This is a genomic window from Arthrobacter sp. 10N410 (assembly GCF_056394945.1).
In genome coordinates this window covers 148,350-168,192 of record NZ_JBFTIP010000004.1, presented here as the reverse complement: position 1 = coordinate 168,192, position 19,843 = coordinate 148,350, and the positions used below count along the sequence as shown (strand labels likewise).

The 19,843-nt window shown below is 68.0% G+C and carries 17 protein-coding genes; 15 read left to right on the top strand and 2 right to left on the bottom strand.

All coding sequences use genetic code 11. The features are described 5' to 3' along the window. Nucleotides 1–208: 208 nt before the first annotated feature. The gene (locus AC1DB8_RS11780) at nt 209–862 is read right to left on the bottom strand and encodes a hypothetical protein (protein WP_476893130.1); all 654 of its coding nucleotides are present in this window, start codon (nt 860–862) and stop codon (nt 209–211) included. A 108-nt stretch (nt 863–970) separates the two neighbouring features. On the opposite strand from AC1DB8_RS11780, the gene AC1DB8_RS11775 reads away from it, so the two are divergent. The 10 genes from AC1DB8_RS11775 to AC1DB8_RS11730 all read left to right on the top strand — a co-directional run bounded on the left by AC1DB8_RS11775 (nt 971) and on the right by AC1DB8_RS11730 (nt 13,665). Then, entirely contained in the window at nt 971–1,843 is an 873-nt protein-coding gene (locus tag AC1DB8_RS11775) for an inositol monophosphatase family protein (RefSeq protein WP_476893129.1), read from the top strand. Nucleotides 1,844–2,352: 509 nt separating this feature from the next. Then, entirely contained in the window at nt 2,353–4,875 is a 2,523-nt protein-coding gene (gene pcrA / locus AC1DB8_RS11770) for a DNA helicase PcrA (protein WP_476893128.1), read from the top strand. Between the two features lie 55 nt (nt 4,876–4,930). Then, nucleotides 4,931–5,638, top strand: a complete 708-nt coding sequence (locus AC1DB8_RS11765) for a hypothetical protein (protein ID WP_441418288.1) — start codon at nt 4,931–4,933, stop codon at nt 5,636–5,638. A 225-nt stretch (nt 5,639–5,863) separates the two neighbouring features. Next, the gene (gene sucC / locus AC1DB8_RS11760; RefSeq protein WP_175322051.1) at nt 5,864–7,033 is read left to right on the top strand and encodes an ADP-forming succinate--CoA ligase subunit beta; all 1,170 of its coding nucleotides are present in this window, start codon (nt 5,864–5,866) and stop codon (nt 7,031–7,033) included. 12 nt (nt 7,034–7,045) lie between these two features. Then, a complete protein-coding gene (gene sucD, locus AC1DB8_RS11755; protein ID WP_476893127.1) occupies nt 7,046–7,948 on the top strand; it encodes a succinate--CoA ligase subunit alpha in 903 nt (300 codons plus the stop codon). 179 nt (nt 7,949–8,127) lie between these two features. Next, complete coding sequence (locus tag AC1DB8_RS11750; RefSeq protein ID WP_441418290.1) at nt 8,128–8,856, top strand: FadR/GntR family transcriptional regulator; 729 nt, start codon at nt 8,128–8,130, stop codon at nt 8,854–8,856. 241 nt (nt 8,857–9,097) lie between these two features. Beyond that, nucleotides 9,098–10,447, top strand: a complete 1,350-nt coding sequence (locus AC1DB8_RS11745; RefSeq protein ID WP_476893126.1) for an MFS transporter — start codon at nt 9,098–9,100, stop codon at nt 10,445–10,447. Between the two features lie 9 nt (nt 10,448–10,456). After that, a complete protein-coding gene (locus AC1DB8_RS11740; protein WP_476893125.1) occupies nt 10,457–11,230 on the top strand; it encodes an SDR family NAD(P)-dependent oxidoreductase in 774 nt (257 codons plus the stop codon). A 63-nt stretch (nt 11,231–11,293) separates the two neighbouring features. Then, a complete protein-coding gene (locus AC1DB8_RS11735; protein ID WP_476893124.1) occupies nt 11,294–12,796 on the top strand; it encodes a four-carbon acid sugar kinase family protein in 1,503 nt (500 codons plus the stop codon). After that, the gene (locus AC1DB8_RS11730; RefSeq protein WP_476893123.1) at nt 12,793–13,665 is read left to right on the top strand and encodes an NAD(P)-dependent oxidoreductase; all 873 of its coding nucleotides are present in this window, start codon (nt 12,793–12,795) and stop codon (nt 13,663–13,665) included. Before AC1DB8_RS11735 ends, AC1DB8_RS11730 begins: the two co-directional genes overlap by 4 nt. A gap of 29 nt (nt 13,666–13,694) precedes the next feature. On the opposite strand, the gene AC1DB8_RS11725 is transcribed toward AC1DB8_RS11730, so the two are convergent. Next, nucleotides 13,695–14,450: a ZIP family metal transporter gene (locus tag AC1DB8_RS11725; RefSeq protein WP_441418295.1), complete on the bottom strand. Its 756-nt coding sequence runs from the start codon at nt 14,448–14,450 to the stop codon at nt 13,695–13,697. Nucleotides 14,451–14,690: 240 nt separating this feature from the next. Here AC1DB8_RS11725 and AC1DB8_RS11720 point away from each other — a divergent pair, with 240 nt between their 5' ends. The 5 genes from AC1DB8_RS11720 to AC1DB8_RS11700 all read left to right on the top strand — a co-directional run bounded on the left by AC1DB8_RS11720 (nt 14,691) and on the right by AC1DB8_RS11700 (nt 19,831). Next, entirely contained in the window at nt 14,691–15,395 is a 705-nt protein-coding gene (locus tag AC1DB8_RS11720) for a GntR family transcriptional regulator (protein ID WP_441418296.1), read from the top strand. Between the two features lie 172 nt (nt 15,396–15,567). Further along, entirely contained in the window at nt 15,568–16,566 is a 999-nt protein-coding gene (locus AC1DB8_RS11715; RefSeq protein ID WP_476893122.1) for a sugar phosphate isomerase/epimerase family protein, read from the top strand. A gap of 62 nt (nt 16,567–16,628) precedes the next feature. Then, entirely contained in the window at nt 16,629–18,350 is a 1,722-nt protein-coding gene (gene dhaL, locus AC1DB8_RS11710) for a dihydroxyacetone kinase subunit DhaL (RefSeq protein WP_476893121.1), read from the top strand. A gap of 12 nt (nt 18,351–18,362) precedes the next feature. After that, a complete protein-coding gene (locus AC1DB8_RS11705; protein WP_476893120.1) occupies nt 18,363–18,881 on the top strand; it encodes a ribose-5-phosphate isomerase in 519 nt (172 codons plus the stop codon). Then, on the top strand, nt 18,878–19,831 hold the full coding sequence (locus tag AC1DB8_RS11700) for a 3-hydroxyacyl-CoA dehydrogenase family protein (protein WP_441418299.1): 954 nt from the start codon (nt 18,878–18,880) through the stop codon (nt 19,829–19,831). The genes AC1DB8_RS11705 and AC1DB8_RS11700 overlap by 4 nt, the downstream gene beginning before the upstream one ends. Nucleotides 19,832–19,843 lie beyond the last annotated feature (12 nt).

Here is a 19,843-nt window from a genome sequence, read left to right as displayed (position 1 = left end):
GATTATGCTCATCGGTCGCGGCCAAGAGTGGGCATGTCCGGCGGCGCTGACGTACGTGGTCCGGCGGGGAGGGCGGGCATGTCCACAGCAGGCGCCGAGCGGTGGACATTTAGGGATTATGCTCATCGGTCGCGGCCAAGAGTGGGCATGTCCATCGGGGCCGCAGAGCCGCGAAGCCGCGGATTACCCGGCCCGGGATCCCGATCCGTTAGGCCTGGGCGGAACCCGAAGCATCGGGCCGTGCGGCAGGGGTCTTCCGGCCCAGGAACACTGCCGCGGCGCCGACCACAAGGCTCAGCACAAGAAGTACCCAGCCAGCAACGGTGAGTCCCGACGCCAAAGCAACCTGGCCGCCGTCGAGCGTGTCAGCGGCCATCATGGCGTCAATTGCCGCGTTTCCCCACAGCCGCACACCCGCGAACAGCAGCGGCACTGCCCACAGCGCCCAACGGAGCGGTTTCCGAGCCACGTTCGTGCCGATCAGCAGCAACCAGGTGAATCCGAAGATCAGCGGAAACAGTGTCCCTGCCGTCTTGTGCACATAGTTGAGCTGTCCGCGGGCGTCCCCGTCCATGGCCGAGCGCAGCTGCTCCACAAAGCCCCGGTCAAAGCCGCCGAGCAGCGAGTCGGGCATCGGTAGGCCGCCGCTGAGCTGGGTGAGCTGGTTCAGGGTCAGCAGGTGGACGTACCAGAACAGGAACAGGCTCGCCACGACGCCCGCAATCAGGATCAGGCTGCTATTGCTCTGGGCCTTCTGTGGGGTCCGGGTGGTGCTGGGATTGATCACCGCGGGCAGATGGTGCTGGGGGACGGCCGCGCTCGCGCCGTGCTTCTTGATCCGCTGGGCGGGTGTCTTGGCCATGGCTCCATTATCGCCCCTCGCCGGCGCCACACCGGCCGGTCGCAGGCAGGGCTACCGTCAACCCGGTCTGCCTGTTCAGCACCTCCGGGCGCCCGATAGGCTGAACGCGTGAGCGAATCAGGCAGCAACGAACTTGTCAGGCACCGGCTCGGCCGGCACAGCACCGCGGAACTCAGCCCCGAACTGGACGACTACCAGCTCGCCGAGGCCTTGGTGCGGGAGGCCGGCAATCTGGCGCTGCTGATGCGGCAGGCAGGACTGGAGGGGCAGCGGAAAACGTCCGTCTCCGACGTCGTGACCGCCGCGGACCACGCCGCGGAAGCCTACGTGCTCGAACAGCTGCAGCGCTGCCGGCCCGACGACGGCGTCCTCGGCGAAGAAGGTGCCTCCGAGCGGGGCAGCAGCGGCCGGACCTGGGTGGTCGACCCGGTCGACGGAACCTACAACTTCCTGCACGGCTCAAGCTACTGGTGCTCCGCGATCGCGCTCAAGGATTCCTCCGGCCCACTGCTCGGCGCCATCTTCCAGCCGGAGGAAGACAAGCTCTGGCTCGGCGGCACCGCCCGGAAGGCAACCCTCAACGGTGAGGCGCTGACGAGTTTTCGGCCCCGCGACGCAGGTGGCATGGGCCGCGCGGAGACGCCGCTCGCCGAGCTTGGCGCCGCCACCTACATCCATCCCACCTGGCTGGCCGACCCGATGTGCGCCATGCCGTGGCACGCCGCGGCAACCTCGGCGGCGGCGCTGCGGATGTTCGGTTCGGGTTCGTGCGACCTCGGCCGGGTGGCCGACGGCGAACTGGACTGCTGGTTCCAGCACAGCTCCCCGGAGTGGGACTGGCTGCCGGGCCAGGCGATCGTGCTGGCCGCCGGCGGCGCCACCGACGTCGTGCGCGTCAACGGACTTGAGTGGTTCGTGGCCGGAGGCACGACGGCGGTGCGGCAGCTGCGGGCGGCGCTCGAGTCAGGCTCCGTCGGGTAGGGCGCACCGGCGCACGCTCGGCCGGAAGGGACGTGCCCACTCCCGATAACACACGATGGACATGCTCAATCGGGACGTCGGTGAGGAATGGACATGCTCATTCCTCGCGTTCAGGCATGGACACAATGGGCATATGTCCACTGCTGGGCGCAGGCAGGGGGCATGTCCCTCGGTGGACCAGGCGACGGGGACCGTGCCGGCGGCGGCGGAGGGGCATGCCCATTCCTGACGGCGCCGGCGGGGCCTGCTCGATCCTGACACCTGCGGCAGAGGGACATGCTCAATCGGGACGTCGGTGAGGACTGGACATGCTCAATCGGGACGTCGGTGAGGAATGGACATGCTCATACCGGGACGTAGGTGAGGAATGGACATGCTCATTCGTCGCGTTCAGGCATGGACACAATGGGCATATGTCCACTGCTGGGCGCAGGCGAGGGGCATGTCCGGAGGTGGACCGGGAGCCGCGGACGGTGCCGTCAGTGGCACCGCCTAGACTTGTTAACACCATGGATATGTTGTTTGACCCCTACGCCGACGGACCCTTCCAAGCTGCCTCGCATCCGGCCGCGCCGGCCAAAGCGTCCGGAAACCCGGGGACCGGAACCGGAATGCCGGACCTGAGGTCACCCGCTTTCGGGGCCCACGGCGGAAGCGGCGCTGGTAACGGTGAGGACTCGGACCGCCCCCAGCTGCCGAACGCGGAAGAGCTGCTGCAGGGACTGAACCCGCAGCAGGAGGAAGCAGTCAAACACGCGGGGAGCGCGCTGCTGATCGTCGCCGGCGCAGGTTCCGGCAAGACCCGTGTGCTCAGCAACCGCATCGCCTACCTGATCGCCACCCGGCGGGCGCACCACGGCGAGATCCTGGCCATCACCTTCACCAACAAGGCAGCCGCGGAGATGCGCGAGCGGATCGAGCTCCTGGTCGGCGGCCGGGCCAAGACCATGTGGATCTCCACCTTCCACTCCTCCTGCGTCCGGATCCTGCGGCGCGAAGCGGCCAACGTCGGCCTGAACTCCAACTTCTCCATCTACGACTCCGCAGATTCGCTCCGCCTGATTACGCTCGTGGCCAAGAACCTGGACCTGGACCCCAAGCGCTTCGCGCCCAAGGCCATCCAGCACAAGATCTCCGCGCTCAAGAACGAGCTGATCGACGCGGACAGCTACGCCTCCAGCGCGAACTACAGCGACCCCTTCGAACAGGCCGTCGCCGAAGTCTTCAAGGGCTACACGCAGCGCCTGCGCCAGGCCAACGCGATGGACTTCGATGACCTGATCGCCGAAACCGTCTACATGTTCCGGGCCTTCCCGGCGCTCGCCGACTCGTACCGGCGCCGCTTCCGGCACGTGCTCGTGGACGAGTACCAGGACACCAACCACGCCCAGTACGCCCTGGTGCGCGAGATCGTCGGCGAGGGCCCCGGCGCGGCCGAACTCACGGTCGTCGGCGACTCGGACCAGTCCATCTACGCCTTCCGCGGCGCGGACATCCGCAACATCGTGGAGTTCGAGAAGGACTACCCGGACGCCCGGACTATCAAGCTCGAACAGAACTACCGCTCCACCCAGACCATCCTCAGCGCCGCCAACTCGGTGATCTCCCGGAACCCCAACCGGCCGGAGAAACGGCTCTGGACGGCCGAGGGCGACGGCGAGAAGATTGTCGGCTACGTGGGCGAGAACGAGCACGACGAGGCCCAGTTCATCGCCAAGGAAATCGACCGGCTGCAGGACGAGGGCAACCTACGCCCCGGCGACGTCGCGATCTTCTACCGCACCAACGCCCAGTCCCGGTCCATCGAAGACGTCCTGGTGCGCGTTGGGCTGCCCTACAAGGTGGTCGGCGGCACCCGCTTCTACGAGCGCAAGGAGATCAAGGACGCCCTCGCCTACTTGCGCGTTCTGGTAAACCCCGACGACGACGTCAACCTGCGCCGCATCCTCAACGAGCCCAAGCGCGGCATCGGCGACCGGGCCGAGGGCGCCGTGGCATCGCTGGCGCAGCGCGACCGGACCTCCTTCATGGCCGCCGCCCGCCGCGCCGAGGAAGCACCCGGCATGGCCACCCGCTCCGTGAACGCCGTGCTGGGCTTCGTCAAGCTCCTCGACGACCTGGCCGAGGTGGCCTCCGGCTCCGGTGCCGCCGCTGCCCTGGAAGCCGTCCTTGAGCAGACCGGCTACCTCGCCACCCTTCGCTCCAGCACCGACCCGCAGGACGAATCCCGGGTGGAGAACCTCGCCGAGCTCGTCGCCGTCGTCCGCGAATACGAGCGCGACAACCCGGAAGGGTCCCTCGGCGCCTTCCTGGAGCAGGTCTCCCTCGTGGCCGACGCCGACCAGATCCCGGACGCCCCCGGGGCGGATATTGACGCTGCGGTCGCCGAAGCCAAGCGGCTCGGCGTCGTCACCCTGATGACCTTGCACACCGCCAAGGGCCTTGAGTTCCCGGTGGTGTTCCTGACCGGCATGGAACACGGACTGTTCCCGCACCAGCGCTCCGCCACCGACCCCAAGGAACTGGCCGAGGAACGCCGGCTCGCCTACGTGGGACTGACCCGGGCCCGGAAACGGCTCTACCTGACCCGCTCCGAGGTCCGCAGCATGTGGGGACAGAGCCAGTACAACCCCGCCAGCCAGTTCATCGAGGAAATCCCGGCCGAGCTGGTCGAGTGGAAGCGGGAAGGCTCCACCCGCCAGGCCAGCAGCTGGGGGAGCGGCGGATCGATCGGTTCCAGCCGCTACGGCGGGTCCTTCTGGGGCGCCGGCACCGCCCGGGGCGCCGGCGCGGACTCCGCGGCAGGCTTCAACGCGGACGTCCCCGCGGCCATCGCCAAGAACCGGGTGCAGCCGCAGAAAGAGATCGTCGCCGTCAGCGTGGGGGACAAGGTCAACCACACCAGCTTCGGCAACGGCACCGTACTGGCCGTCGAGGGCGCGGGGGACAAGACCGTCGCGAAGGTGAAGTTCGGCGTCGGCGAGAAGCGGCTCCTGCTGCGGTACGCCCCGCTCACCAAGATCGACGCGTGACCGGGGCTCTCAGCCGCCCCGCGGATCCACCGGTAACCGCGCGCCGACAGGCATAATGGAGCGCATGCGACGGACATCTTTGGGGATCCTGGCCGCCTTCCTGGCACTGGCGGCCACGGCGTGCACCGTCACGCAAAAGGACCCGGACTACGTCCCGCCGGCCCCGCTGCCCGCCCTGGAGCAGCTCAAGCAGGCACCCCTGACGGACCCGGCGACATTGGGAGCCGGCCAGGACTCCCTGAGCTTCGTCACCGCGGACCGCAACATCGTTTGTTCACTGACCTCGGCCCGGGGCGAGCACGTCAACCTGCCCTATGAACAGAACGGCTTCGGCGGCAGCGGGAACGGCAAGTTCGCGACCGTGCCGGTGGCCCACTGTGAGCTCGGCGCCTACCCGAAGCCGTCCGCCAAGGACATCCGCGACGACTGCGCCGGCACCGGACTCGGCTACCTGGGCGGCACGGCCCTGCTGACCCCGGCCGAGGCGGTTTACGGGGAGTGCCGCTCCGGCGTCACACAGCAGGAAACCGAATTCGGCCCCAAAGGCACCCGCAACGGTCCGATCTCGCAGCTTCCCGTCCTCGAGGATGGGAAGAACGTCGAGCGCAACGGCCTCCGCTGCTCCGCCTACAACGGCGGTGTAGCCTGCGGAAACGTCTCCGCCGGCGTCGCCTTCTTCGTTGCGCGCGACCGTTACGAGCTGATCTTGCCGGCCCCCAAGGCGGCCTCCGCGGCGCCGTCGGAGGCCCCAAAAACCCCGTAATCTAGCGGTTTTTCTACGCTCAATAGAATAGTGTCCTTACTCACATAACAGGTAGTCTGGGTCGGGCTGGTCCAAACGAAGGACTAGAGTTCGAAAGAGGAGCATTGCGCCGTGTGGCTCGTTTCCAAGCTTGTCGCAGGGTGCGTTTATTCCGCAGCCCGGTAACCGCGAGTACGTGGGGTCCGGCTGTACAGAAACTACTTCGACGTAGAAGGACACTAAACCGTGGACCTGTTTGAATATCAGGCGCGCGATATGTTCGAGGCGCACGGTGTACCCGTGCTTGCTGGCATCGTGGCGCACACCCCTGAAGAAGCAAAGGCAGCTGCCGAGAAGATCGGCGGCGTAACTGTCGTCAAGGCACAGGTTAAGGTCGGTGGCCGCGGCAAGGCCGGCGGCGTTAAGGTCGCCAAGACTGCCGATGAGGCACTCGAGCACGCCACCAACATCCTCGGGATGGACATCAAGGGCCACACCGTCAACAAGGTGATGATTGCCCAGGGTGCCGACATCGCCGAGGAATACTACTTCTCCGTCCTGCTGGACCGGGCCAACCGCAACTACCTGGCCATGTGCTCGGTTGAAGGCGGCATGGAAATCGAGCAGCTCGCCGTCGAGCGCCCGGAAGCCCTGGCGAAGATCGCGATCGACCCGGCCGTCGGCATCGACCAGGCCAAGGCCGACGAGATCGTCGCCGCCGCGGGCTTCGCCGAGGAACTGCGCGGCAAGGTCGCCGCCGTGATCCTCAAGCTCTGGGACGTGTTCAAGAAGGAAGACGCCACCCTCGTGGAGGTCAACCCGCTGGTCAAGACCGGCGCCGGCGACATCGTTGCCCTGGACGGCAAGGTCACCCTCGACGAGAACGCCGACTTCCGCCACCCGAAGCACTCCGCCCTTGAAGACAAGGACGCTGCGGACCCGCTCGAGGCCAAGGCCAAGGCGCAGGACCTCAACTACGTCAAGCTCGACGGCGAGGTGGGCATCATCGGTAACGGTGCCGGCCTGGTCATGTCCACGCTCGACGTTGTCGCCTACGCCGGCGAGAACCACGGCAATGTCAAGCCCGCCAACTTCCTGGACATTGGCGGTGGAGCTTCCGCCGAGGTCATGGCTGCGGGCCTCGACGTCATCCTGGGTGACGAGCAGGTCAAGTCCGTCTTCGTCAACGTCTTCGGCGGCATCACCGCCTGTGACGCTGTCGCCAAGGGCATCGTCGGCGCACTGGCCGAGCTGGGCCACTCCGCGAACAAGCCGCTGGTCGTCCGCCTCGACGGCAACAACGTCGAGGAAGGCCGCCGCATCCTGGCCGAGGCCAACCACCCGCTGGTTACCCTGGCCGCCACCATGGACGAGGGCGCCGACAAGGCTGCCGAGCTCGCCAACGCAGCTAAGTAAAGGGACACGACTATGTCTATTTATCTGAACAAGGACTCCAAGGTCATCGTCCAGGGCATCACCGGCGGCGAAGGCACCAAGCACACCGCCCTGATGCTCAAGGCCGGCACCAAGATTGTCGGCGGCGTCAACGCCCGCAAGGCCGGCACCACGGTCCTGCACGGCGATAACGAGATCACCGTCTTCGGCACCGTCAAGGAAGCCATGGCCGAGACCGGCGCCGACGTCTCCATCGTCTTCGTGCCGCCGGCGTTCACCAAGGACGCTGTCGTCGAAGCCATCGAGGCCGGCATCGGCCTGGTCGTCGTCATCACCGAAGGCGTGCCGGTCCAGGACTCCGCCGAATTCTGGGCGCTGGCCCAGTCCAAGGTCGACGCCGACGGCAAGCAGGTCACCCGAATCATCGGACCGAACTGCCCCGGCATCATCACCCCGGGCGAGGCCCTGGTCGGCATCACCCCGGCCAACATCACGGCCAAGGGCCCCATCGGCCTGGTCTCCAAGTCGGGCACCCTGACCTACCAGATGATGTACGAACTGCGTGACCTGGGCTTCTCCACCGCCATCGGCATCGGCGGCGACCCGGTCATCGGCACCACCCACATCGACGCCCTCGAAGCTTTCGAAGCTGACCCGGAGACCAAGGCGATCGTCATGATCGGCGAAATCGGCGGCGACGCCGAAGAGCGTGCAGCCGACTACATCAAGGCCCACGTCACCAAGCCGGTCGTCGGCTACGTGGCCGGCTTCACCGCCCCGGAAGGCAAGACCATGGGCCACGCCGGCGCCATCGTCTCCGGCTCCGCGGGCACCGCCCAGGCCAAGAAGGAAGCCCTCGAGGCTGCCGGCGTCAAGGTCGGCAAGACGCCGTCCGAGACCGCCAAGCTGCTGCGCGAAGTTTACGCGGCACTCTAGGCACCAGCACCAAGGCAACGCGGGGTCACTTGCGGCCCATTCCACTCGGTGGGATGGGCGCGAAGTGACCCCGCGTTTCTTCGTTAAGGCACGACGGCGGCGAGGACCGCCGCCGTCCGTCTAGTAGTGTTTAGGAAAGGCAAAGTGCGCGCTTGAGTGCGGGCAGGCAGGGGATCACGATGGCAGAAACGCGACGGACGCTGGTCGACGTCGTCGTGGACAAAGTCCTCGAGTACATCCTCAGCGGCCAGATCAAGGCCGACGACGCCCTCCCGCCGGAAGCCGACATCGCCAAGGAGTCAGGGGTCAGCCGCCTGACCGCCCGCGAAGCGATGAAGGTCCTCAAGGCGCAGGACGTTGTCTACGTGAAGCGGGGCCTGGGCACCTTCGTGAATCCGCCCGAGCGCTGGACCGGCCTGGACGCGATCATGCGGGCAGCGTCAAGGGGGGTGGCCTCGGACCAGGTGGCACTGCGCCTGCTTGAGGTCCGCCGGATGGTCGAGACCGGTGCCGCCGAGCTCGCGGCCTCACGCCACAGCCAGGCCGACCTCGCCGCCATGACGGAAAGCGTCGAGCTGATGGAGGCCGCGCACCACTCGGGCGACGTCGACGCGCTGACCCTGGCGGATATCTCCTTCCACGACACCGTGCTGCGGGCCTCCGGCAACCCGTTCGTGCCCGCCCTGCTCGGCCAGCTTTCGACGCTGCTCTACGCCATGCGGCGGGAGACCTCGGCGTTCCCGGATGTGCAGCGGCACGCGATCCACCACCACAAACTGGTCCTGGCCGCCATTGCCGCCGGCGAGCCCGGCGCCGCGCGCTCCGCGATGGACGCCCACATCACCCAGACCTTCGAGGACTACGAACGCTACCTCGCGGTCTCCAGCCGCGGCGCCGCCGCCAGCTGACCCGCGCGGACTCGAGCTGACCCGCGCCGCGAGCTGACCCGCGCGGGCGCTGCGCCGGTTTCGATCCCGCCCGGCTGTTTTACCAATCCTGTTGACGCTGTCCTTTCGTGTGATTAGAATCTCATACAGATATCAGACATCTGATATCTACTTTCGACAAACGAACGCCGCCAGCCAAAGGAGCCTTCATGCGCGCGCACGTCCCTTCCCAGGGCACCCTGATCACCGGTGGAGGCCCGCGATGACCTCCCTGACTGCAGCTCCGGCCCTGAGTGAACTGGGCCAGACCACCCTCCGCAAGGTCCGCCGGCGGCTCATGCCGCTGATTGTCCTGCTGTACTTCGTTGCCTATCTGGACCGCAACAACGTCGGCTTCGCCAAACTTGGCATGCAGGGCGACATCGGCCTCACCGAAGCCGCCTACGGTCTCGGCGCCGGCATCTTCTTCCTCGGCTACGCCCTGCTGGAAATCCCCAGCAACGGCGGCATGTACCGCTACGGCGCCCGCAAGTGGATCGCCCGCATCCTGATCAGCTGGGGCATCTTCGCCACCGCCATGTTCCTGGTCAACGGCGAGACCACCTTCTACATCATCCGCTTCCTGCTGGGTGCGGCCGAAGCCGGATTCTTCCCGGCCATCCTGTTCTACCTGACCCTCTGGTTCCCCGCCGCGCAGCGCGTGACCGTCCTGGGCATCTTCATCCTGGCCCAGCCGATCTCCAACGCCCTCGGCGCGCCGGTGTCCGGCATGCTTCTGGGCCTGGAAGGCGTTGCCGGGCTGCACGGCTGGCAGTGGCTGTACATCATTGAAGGCATCCCGGCGATCGTGCTGGGCCTCATCACGCCCTTCGTCATGACCGACCGCCCGGAGCACGCCAAGTGGCTCAAGCCCGAAGAGCGCGACTGGCTCGCCACCACCATGAGCAAGGAACTGGCCGACAAGCAGAAGTCCGGCAACCACAACTTCCTCGCCGGCCTCAAGGACCCCCGCACCCTGGCCTACTCGGCCCTGTACTTCGGCCTGGTCTGTGGCATCTACGGCCTGGGCCTCTGGATGCCGACCATCGTGAAGGCGCTTGGCAAGTTCGACACCGTCCAGGTGGGCTTCATCGTCTTCATCCCGTATGCCATCGCCGCGGTGTTCGTCTACTTCTGGAGCAAGCGCTCGGACCGCACCGGCAACCGGGTCTGGCACGCCAGCGTCAGCATGGTGATTGCCGCCGTCGGCCTGCTCGGCGCCGGCTACCTGCTCCCGGTCAACGCGGTCCTCGCCATGGTCTTCCTGACCCTCGCGGCGATGGGCATCTACTCGGCGATCGCCCCCTTCCTGGCTATGCCGTCCGCGGCGCTGACCGGTGCCGCAGCAGCGGCCGGCCTCGCCATGGTGAACTCGCTCGGCAACCTGGGCGGCTTCGTCGCCCCGTACATTGTCGGCATCCTCAAGGACGCCACGGGCAACAGCCAGAGCGGCCTGACCTTCCTGGCGGCCTGCCTCGCGATCACCGCCGTCGCCACTTATCTCTACGCCCGCACGCGTCCGGAAGGTGTCTCCGCCCCCCGGGCGACCGCCCCCGCCGCAGACAGCCATTAGGAACCACTCATGACACAGAGCACTTTCCCCGCCGAACGCACCGTCGTCCTGACCGGCGCCGCCTCCGCCCGCGGCATCGGCCGCGCCACGGCCGACCGGCTGGCCCGCGACGGCTGGTCGATCGCGATCCTGGACATCAACGCCGAGGACGCCAAAGCCGCCGCAGCCGAGATCGGCTCCAACCGGGCCGTCAAGGCGATCGGCGTCGGCGCCGACGTCTCGGAGGAGGCCTCGGTGGACCGGGCCATCACCGAGGTCGAGGAGTCGCTTCCGCCCATCGTCGGCCTGGCCAACCTCGCCGGCATCAGCTCGCCGACGCCGTTCATGGAGACTTCCGTCGCCGAATGGGACAAGGTCTTCGCGATCAACATGCGCGGCACCTTCATCGTTTCGCAGCGGGTCCTCAAGGGCATGATCGAACGCCGGCTCGGCCGGATCGTCAGCGTTTCCTCGATCTCCGCGCAACGCGGCGGCGGAACGTTCTCCAAAGTGGCCTACAGCGCCTCGAAGGCCGGAATCCTCGGCTTCACCCGGGCACTGGCCCGCGAAGTCGGAGAGTTCGGCATCACCGTCAACGCGGTGGCCCCGGGCCCGATCGACACCGACATCATGGGCGGCACGCTGAGCGAGGAGCGCAAAGCCGCCATGTCCGAGGGCATCATGATGGGCCGGGTCGGCACCCGCGACGAAGTCGCGGCGCTCATGGCTTTCCTCCTGAGCGAGGACGCCGGCTACATCACGGCCGCCACCTACGACATCAATGGCGGCCTGCAGGTCTCCTGACCTCCCGGCGCCTCTGGAAGTGCCGTGCGGTTCCGGCCGCACGGCACCCGGAAGGATCACAGCATGACCCACGAAACCTACCCCGCCGGCCATCCCACTGCACACCCAAGCGCCCCGGCCGGGCCCGCACCCGCCCCTGAACCCTTGCGCCTGGCCGATGCCCGGCAGCGGATCCGCGACTCCCGCGCCGCAACCGGACGGCGGACCGCAGTGCTCGACGACGACCCGACCGGTTCGCAGTCCGTGCACGGCGTCTCCGTCGTCACCGTGCTCGAGGCAGACGAGTACGCCGCGGCCCTTGCACGGCCGGAGTCGACCTGCTTCATTCTGACCAACACCCGCAGCCTCGACGAGGCCGACGCGGTCGCCCTGAACCAGGCGGCCGGCCGGGCCCTGTTCGAGCTCGAGGAGCGGCTCGGCGCGCCCCTTGACCTGGTCAGTCGAAGCGACTCAACACTCCGCGGCCATGTCATGGCCGAAATCCGCACCCTTGACGCCGTCCGGCGCGAGGTGACTGGCCACGGGTTCGACGGCGTCCTGCTGGCGCCGTCCTACTTCGAAGCCGGACGCTTCACCGCCGGGGATGTGCACTGGGCCATGGTGGGCGGGGAACCCGTCCCGGCCGGGGAAACCGAGTTCGCCAAGGACGCGACCTTCGGATACCGGTCCTCCGACCTGAAGGATTTCGTCGCGGAGAAAAGCGGCGGCACCGTCACGCCGGAACAGGTGCTCAGCATCAGCCTCGAGGACATCCGCCACGGGGGAGAGGACCGGGTTGCGGAGATCCTGCGCTCGGCCAGCGAACTGCAGCTCATCATCGTCAACGCCACCGAGTTCGCGGACCTGGAAATCGTCGTCCTGGGCCTGCAGCAGGTCCAGCGCGAAGGCAAAGTGTTCCTGCACCGCACCGGGCCGTCCTTTGTCCGCGCGCTCGCAGGGCTCGATCCCAAGCCGACCCTGCAGGCGCAGGACATCTGGCCCGACGGCCGCCCGGCCGGCCACGGGCTCGCCGTCGTCGGTTCCCATGTGGGCCAGACGGCACGCCAGGTCGCTGCGGCGCAGGCCCGGGGCGGCGTGACCGAGGTCGAACTGTCCGTCGCCGAGCTCGTCAATCCGGCGGCGCGCGGTGCGCACATTGCAGACACCGCGGCCCGGGTGGTCAGCGCCCTCGCCGACTCCGACGTCCTGCTCTACACCTCGCGGTCGCTGCTCAAGGGCGCCGACGCTGCCGCCAGCCTGGAGATCGCCCGCAGCGTATCCGCGGCCCTGATCGAGGTGGTCCAGGCCGCCCTTCCCGCCCAGCCCGCCTGGGTGATCGCCAAGGGCGGCATCACCTCGCACGACGTCGCCGTGCGGGGCCTCGGAATCAGGCGGGCCACCGTGCTCGGCCAGCTGTTCCCGGGCATGGTCTCGGTGCTCCGGCCCGACGACGCCGCCCCGGGCGTGCAGGGGATGCCGTACGTCGTTTTTGCGGGCAACGTCGGCGACGAGAACGCGCTCGCCGACACCATTGAACTCTTCCGCGGCGCCACGTCCGCGGCACCAGGAAAGGAAGTAACCCCATGACCAAGGTCGGATGGATCGGGCTGGGCGCGATGGGCGGACCGATGGCGGTCGTCCTTGCCGAAGCCGGACACGAGGTCGCCGCCTTTGACGTTGCCGAAGGCCGGGCGCAGTCGCTGGCAGTTCCCGGCCTGACACCGGCGGCCACGGCCAAGGAGGCGGTGGCCGAGGCCGACGTCGTCGCCCTGATGGTCGCGACGCCGGCCCAGGCCGACGCGGTGCTCTTCGGCGTGGACGACCTCGCTGCGGCCCTGCGTCCGGGCACCGTGGTCCTCCTGATGGCCACCGTCGGTCCAGCCGCGGTGGTGTCGCTGGCTGAGCGGCTGGCGGCGTTCGACGTCGAACTGGTGGACGCCCCGGTTTCCGGCGGCACCAAGCGCGCCGCCACCGGCGAGCTGCTGATGATGGTCAGCGGCTCCGAGCGGGCCCTGGCGGTGGTGCGGCCGCTGCTGGACGCGATGGCAAGCTCTGCCCCCGTGGTGGGTGCGAACGTTGGCGACGGTCAGAAGATGAAGCTCGTCAACCAGCTGCTGTGCGGCGTCCACATCGCCGTGGCCGGGGAGGCCCTGGCCTTCGCCGAGGCCCTGGGCCTGGACCCGAAGCAGACCTGGGAGGTGCTGCGTTCGGGCGCCGCGGCGTCGTTCATGTTCGATGACCGGGGCTCCCGGATGGTGGACCCGGACAACACCGAGGTCCGCAGCGCCCTGGACATCTTCGTCAAGGACATGGGGCTTGTGGTCGAGGCGGCGCGGGAAAGCACCTACCCGGCTCCGCTCGCCGCCGCGGCCGAGCAGCTCTACCTCAGCGGCCGGCGTAAGGGGCTCGGCCGGCGGGACGACTCTTCAGTGATCGAGGTGCTGCGCGGGCACTAACGTTGACTGCCGGCGGGCCGGGGGAGTGTTCAGCCCCCGGCCTGGCTGATGGTGAAGGCCGCCAGGAAGCCCACAGCTGCAATGAGGCCCGTCAGGACATGGTGTTCCTCGAAAGCCTCCGGGATCATGGTGTCGGCAAGCATGGCCAGAATCGCGCCGGCGGCGATTGCGGTGATGAAGGCGACCATCTCCGCCGGAGCGTTTTGCAGGCTGGCATAGCCGATCAGCGACGCCAGCCCGGAGATGAGGGCAATGCCTCCCCACACGCCAAAGACGTACCCGGCGCTGCGGCCGGATTTTTTCATCCCCGCTGTGCTGGATAGCCCTTCGGGGACGTTGGAGATGAACACAGCTGCGAGCACGGCCGTGCTGACCGATCCTCCTGAGACGAGACCGAGCCCCAGGACGACGGATTCGGGAATCCCGTCCAGTAAGGCTCCGATGGCGATCGCGGTGCCGCTGCCCGGCTTGTCCTTTTCAGAGGGTTGCTTTCCGCCGGAGCGTTTCCTGTGTTTGGCTCCTCGCCGGGCCAGCAGCGCGTTCGCCCCAACATAGACCAGTGCTCCGGCAAGGAATCCCGCCACGGTCGGCCAGAGACCGCCGCCCTTTTCGGCTTCATCGACGAGGTCAAACGACAGGGCGGAGATGAGGACTCCGGCCCCAAAAGACATGATGGAGGAGACGACTTTGGGGGCGATCGTCCACTTCCAGGCAATGGCCGAACCCAGAACCAGCGCTGCGCCCGCCACGGTTCCCCATAGCAGGGCCTGCACCCATGTGGGCATCTTGTTCCACCTTCCATTCTTTCCATCACGATGACGCCATGGCCGGCACGGCGCAGCGACCCGGCGCGCCGCAAGTCGACCCAGTCACCACTGAGCGCTGCCGCACCCCGATCATGACAATATAAGCATGCTTTCTAAGTTGCGCCGTCGCCGGTCCCGGCGACGGTATACCCGGGGGAGCGATCCCGGAAAGGCTTACGGCCGGCGTCCCGCGGGGCGGGGCGGCTATAGGATTCCAGTATGGCAATCAAGGATCCGGCCGCACGCGGCGTCAGCAGGCAGGTCCTCGCCGACCACGTCTACGAAGCGCTTCTCATCGCCTTGATGGACGGCCGGCTCGAAGCCGGCACCCCGGTCAGCATCGACGGGATGGCCCGGGAACTGGACGTCTCGCCGACGCCCGTGCGCGAGGCGCTGGCCCGGCTGGAAGCCACCGGCATGGTGCGCCGGACCGCCCTGCGCGGCTACCGGGTGGCGCCGCTCTTCACCGCGGACGAACTGGCGGACCTGATGGACGCGCGCCTGGTGATCGAACCGGCCAACGCCTTCATGGCCTGCAGCCATGCCGACGCCGACCTCACCGCCCAGCTGGCGCAGGCCATCGACGACCTCAAAGCCGCGCCCCGGGGGCCGTCCTTTTCCGAGTTCCGCGCCTACTGGGAGGCCGACGAACGGTTCCACCGGCTCATCGCGGAGCACGCGGACAACCAGTTCCTGCTCTCCGCGTACAACGCGCTCGGCGGACAGGTGCAGCGCTTCCGCTTCTTCGGCGGCCTCGGCGTCACCGACGCCGACTTTGCGATCGCGGAGCACACCGAGATCCTGCGGGCCTTTGAGGCCGGCGACGCCGACCTGGCGCGGAAGAAGATGATCGCGCACATCGAAGGGGTCAAGCAGCGTTCCCAGCACGACAGCGAAGTACACGACAGCGAAGTGCGCAGCTAGGCCAAACCCGCCGGCTACGCCGGGCGACGGCACCCTCCGCTGCCCGCTGCCCGCTGCCCGCTGCCCGGCCCCGGCCTCCGGTTCGGCCCGCGTCCCGATCCACAAAAACCCTTGACAAGCCTTCCTATCGGGTGAATCCTATAGGAAATGTGATTCAAGATTTGGAGTGACAATGTCGTACACCGCTGAAAACTGGCCCATCACCGCGGCCCTGCTGCAGTTCCCGGGCGTCCGGCCCGACGGAACCTCCGTCCAGGATGCCCCCGCCGCCGAGTGGCAGCGCGTGTTCGAGGAAGTCGCGGACGCGGGCTTCGCCAACGCCGACCTGACCGACAGCTGGGTGCGTCCGGGGGACCTGAGCCCGGCCCGGCTGGATGAACTCACGGCCGCCGCCCGGCACGCCGGAATCGGCCTCCCGGCCATCTCGGCCATCCGCCGCAGCGTGATCGACGAGGCCAACTGGGAAGACAACCTGGCCTACACGCACCGCACCCTCGACGCCGCCGCGCAGCTCGGCTGCGAGGTCGTGTCGATCGGCCTGCACCAGGCCCTGACTCCCGCCCAGCGCGAACAGCTCTGGTTCTGGACCGTCCAGGGCCACCGGGACCCGGTGGGGGACAAGGAAACCTGGCAGAAGGCTGTCACCCGGATCCGCGAAGTCGGCCGGCACGCGGCCGAGCTCGGGCTCCTGGTCTCCCTGGAGATGTATGAGGACACCTACCTCGGAACCGCCGACTCGTCGGTGCAACTGGTCCAGGACATCGGCCTGTCCAATGTCGGGCTCAACCCGGACATCGGCAACCTGATCCGCCTGCACCGGCCGATTGAGGACTGGCGGGAAATGGTCCACAAGACGCTGCCGTACGCCAACTACTGGCACGTCAAGAACTACGTCCGCGACGAAAACCGGGCGAAAGACCAGTACGTCGCCATGCCCGCGCCGATGGAATCCGGTCTGATCAGCTACCGCGAGGCCTTCCACTTCGCCATCTCCGTCGGCTTCCAGGGCATCATCTGCACCGAGCACTACGGCGGGGACGGGCTCAGCGTCACCGCCGCCAACCAGGACTACCTGCGCCGCCAGGTCCTGCCCAAACGCGACGGGTACGCGCTCGGCACTTCCCTGGTGGCCCAGGGCCGGCAGCTCCCGGCCGCCGTCCCCGCACTCTAAACCGGCGGGGCCCCCGGTCCTGCCGTCTGTTCCAGCCGCTCCAACCGGTTCAACGAGGAATCATGACCAAGATATTTGACGATCCCGCAAGCTTCGCGGACGACGCCCTGGACGGCTTTGCCGCCGCCCACCGCCGGTACGTGGCACGGGTGGATGGCGGTGTTGTCCGCTCCACCGAGACGCCGGAAGGCCAGGTCGCGCTCGTGATCGGCGGGGGATCCGGGCACTACCCGGCCTTCGCCGGCCTCGTCGGCGCCGGACTGGCCGCGGGCAGCGCCTGCGGAAACATGTTCGCCTCGCCATCCGCGGGCCAGGTCTACCGCGTGGTCAAGGCCGCGGAGTCCGGAGGCGGTGTGCTCCTGAGCTACGGCAACTACGCCGGGGACGTGCTGCACTTCGGCCAGGCGCAGGACAAGCTGAACGCCGAGGGCATTGAGACCCGCACCGTGCTGGTGACCGACGACATTGCAAGCGCCCCGCTCGAGGAGATCGCCAAACGCCGCGGTATTGCCGGGGACCTGACGGTCTTCAAGGTTGCCGGGGCCGCCGCCGAGGCCGGGCTGGACCTGGACGAGGTGGAACGGCTGGCAGTCAAGGCCAACCACCACACGCGCTCGCTGGGCGTCGCCTTCGCCGGCTGCACCCTTCCAGGCGCCGCGGAACCGCTGTTCACGGTGCCAGAGGGCATGATGTCCGTGGGCCTCGGCATCCACGGCGAACCCGGGATCTCCGAACAGCCGTTGCCGACGGCCAGCGAACTGGCAGCACTGCTGGTGGACGGACTGCTCAAGGACAAGCCGGAAACCGCGGGCCGCCGCGTGGTGCCGATCCTCAACGGCCTCGGCACGGTCAAATACGACGAGCTGTTCCTCCTGTTCGGGAAGATCGAGGCCCTGTTGACCGCCGCGGGACTTGAGATCGTTGAACCGGAATGCGGCGAGCTCGTCACCAGCCTGGACATGTCCGGACTTTCGTTGACGCTGTTCTGGCTGGACGCGGAGCTGGAAAAGTTCTGGTCCGCACCGGCCGACACCCCCGCCTTCCGCAAGGGCAACCTGGCTCCGCGCCGGGCCCGGACCCTCTCCGCGCAGGACGACGCCGCAGCAGCGCCCGCGCTGGCTGCCACGGCGGCGTCGACCTCGCTGGCCGCCACCGCCGTCGGCGTGCTCAAGGTGGCCCAGTCGGTCGTCGTCGAACACGAGGAAGCCCTCGGCAAACTCGACGCGATCGCCGGCGACGGCGACCACGGCATCGGCATGCGCCGCGGCGTGGACGCCGCCGTCGCCGCGGCCGAACAGTCGCACGCGGCCGGCGCCGGACTGGAGGAACTCCTCACGGCGGCCGGCGAACAGTGGGCCGAACGCGCCGGGGGCACCTCCGGAGCGCTCTGGGGCGCCGCGGTCACCGCCGTCGGCCGGGCCCTCGGCAGCAAGGACGCCTACACTCCGGCGGACGCGGCCGCCGCCGTCGACGCCCTCCGGGACGCCATCATCACCCTCGGCAAAGCCGAAGCGGGAGACAAGACGATGGTGGACGCGCTGCTTCCCTTCGCTGACGTTTTCAACCGGGCAATCGACGACGGCGACGGCGTGGCCCGCAGCCTGCGGACCGCGGCCGAAGCGGCCGCCCAGGCCGCCGAAGCCACGGCGTCGCTCAGCCCAAAGAAGGGCCGGGCCAGGCCGTTGGCCGAGAAGAGCCTGGGCCACCCCGACCCCGGGGCCGTGTCATTTGGCCTGATCGCCGGCCGGGTGGCCGACTACGCAGCCTCCATCGAACGCAGCTGAAGGAGAAATCCCTTGTCACACGAGACACAGAGTCACAGCACCACCGACCCCCAGCCCGGCTGGCGGATTGTCGTCGGCAACGACGAGGCCGGCGTCGAATACAAGAACGCCCTGCGCGAACTGCTCGAGGCGGACCCCCGGGTCGCGTCCGTGGAGGACGTCGGCGTCGGACCGGACGACAGCACCGCCTACCCGCACCTGGCCGTCGCCGCGGCCCGCAAGGTCGCCGCTGGCGAGGCCGACCGGGCCCTGCTGATCTGCGGCACCGGACTGGGCGTGGCCATCTCGGCCAACAAAGTCCCCGGCATCCGTGCCGTCACCGCGCACGACAGCTACTCCGTGGAACGCTCCGTGCTGTCCAACAACGCCCAGGTGCTGACCATGGGCCAGCGCGTCATCGGCCTGGAACTGGCGAAGAAACTCGTCGGCGAATGGCTGGGCCACCGCTTCGACGACACCTCCGCATCCGCGGCCAAGGTGGACGCAATCCACTCCTATGAAGGAGCCCCGGAAGGAATTGAAACCACATGACCCCTCGTAACATCGCCGTCGTCGGTTCCGGCTACATGGGCGGCGGAATCGCGCAGGTACTGGCCCTCGCGGGAGCCCGCGTTGCCCTCGCCGACGTCTCCGCCGAGATCGCCCAGAGCAACTACGAGCGGCTGCTCAAGGAATCCGACGAGTTCGTCGCGGCCGGCCTGTTCCCGGCCGGCTCCACCGAACGCCTGAAGGAAAACCTCTGGGCCGCGAAGGACATCGAAGAGGCCGTCGCGGACGCCGAATACATCGAAGAAGCCGTACCCGAGGTCCTGGAGATCAAACACGGCACCCTGGGCCGGATCAGTGCCGCCGCCCGGCCGGACGCCATCATCGGCTCCAACACCTCCACCATCTCCATCGCGAAGCTCGCCGAAGTCGTGGTGAACCCGGAGCGCTTCCTGGGCGTCCACTTCTCCAACCCGGCGCCGTTCATCCCGGGCGTGGAAGTCATCCCGCACGCGGGTACCTCCGAGGCCGCCGTGGAAGCCGCCCGCGCGATCGTGGCGGAGACCGGCAAGGAAACAGCGACCGTCAAGGATGTCACCGGCTTCGTGCTCAACCGGCTGCAGTACGCCCTCTTCCACGAGGCCGCGCAGGTTGTGGAGGAAGGCATCGCCACGGCCGAGGATGTGGACACCATGGTCCGCACCACCTTCGGCTTCCGGCTGCCGTTCTTCGGGCCGTTCGCGATCGCGGACATGGCCGGGCTCGACGTGTACGCCTTCTGCTACAAGTCACTGCAGACCGGCTTCCCCGAGCGGTTTGCCACGCCGCAGATCCTCCAGGAAAAAGTCGACGCCGGCCAGCTCGGAACCAAGACCGGCTCCGGCTTCCTCAACGTCCCCGCCGACCGGACCGCCGCCCTGGTGGCCTACCGGAACAAGGCCTACGTCGCCATGCAGAAGCTCATCGAGGAACTGGGCCCCGCGCCCCTCGCATGACAACCCCCTCAC

Coding starts and splice junctions, on each gene's coding strand:
- AC1DB8_RS11765 (WP_441418288.1), top strand. CDS start 4,931: ATGGAGCGCATGCGACGGACATCTTTGGGGATCCTGGCCGCCTTCCTG.
- AC1DB8_RS11730 (WP_476893123.1), top strand. CDS start 12,793: ATGACCAAGGTCGGATGGATCGGGCTGGGCGCGATGGGCGGACCGATG.
- pcrA (WP_476893128.1), top strand. CDS start 2,353: ATGGATATGTTGTTTGACCCCTACGCCGACGGACCCTTCCAAGCTGCC.
- AC1DB8_RS11720 (WP_441418296.1), top strand. CDS start 14,691: ATGGCAATCAAGGATCCGGCCGCACGCGGCGTCAGCAGGCAGGTCCTC.
- AC1DB8_RS11740 (WP_476893125.1), top strand. CDS start 10,457: ATGACACAGAGCACTTTCCCCGCCGAACGCACCGTCGTCCTGACCGGC.
- AC1DB8_RS11745 (WP_476893126.1), top strand. CDS start 9,098: ATGACCTCCCTGACTGCAGCTCCGGCCCTGAGTGAACTGGGCCAGACC.
- sucD (WP_476893127.1), top strand. CDS start 7,046: ATGTCTATTTATCTGAACAAGGACTCCAAGGTCATCGTCCAGGGCATC.
- AC1DB8_RS11780 (WP_476893130.1), bottom strand. CDS start 862: ATGGCCAAGACACCCGCCCAGCGGATCAAGAAGCACGGCGCGAGCGCG.
- AC1DB8_RS11715 (WP_476893122.1), top strand. CDS start 15,568: ATGTCGTACACCGCTGAAAACTGGCCCATCACCGCGGCCCTGCTGCAG.
- AC1DB8_RS11725 (WP_441418295.1), bottom strand. CDS start 14,450: ATGCCCACATGGGTGCAGGCCCTGCTATGGGGAACCGTGGCGGGCGCA.
- dhaL (WP_476893121.1), top strand. CDS start 16,629: ATGACCAAGATATTTGACGATCCCGCAAGCTTCGCGGACGACGCCCTG.
- AC1DB8_RS11700 (WP_441418299.1), top strand. CDS start 18,878: ATGACCCCTCGTAACATCGCCGTCGTCGGTTCCGGCTACATGGGCGGC.
- AC1DB8_RS11735 (WP_476893124.1), top strand. CDS start 11,294: ATGACCCACGAAACCTACCCCGCCGGCCATCCCACTGCACACCCAAGC.
- AC1DB8_RS11750 (WP_441418290.1), top strand. CDS start 8,128: ATGGCAGAAACGCGACGGACGCTGGTCGACGTCGTCGTGGACAAAGTC.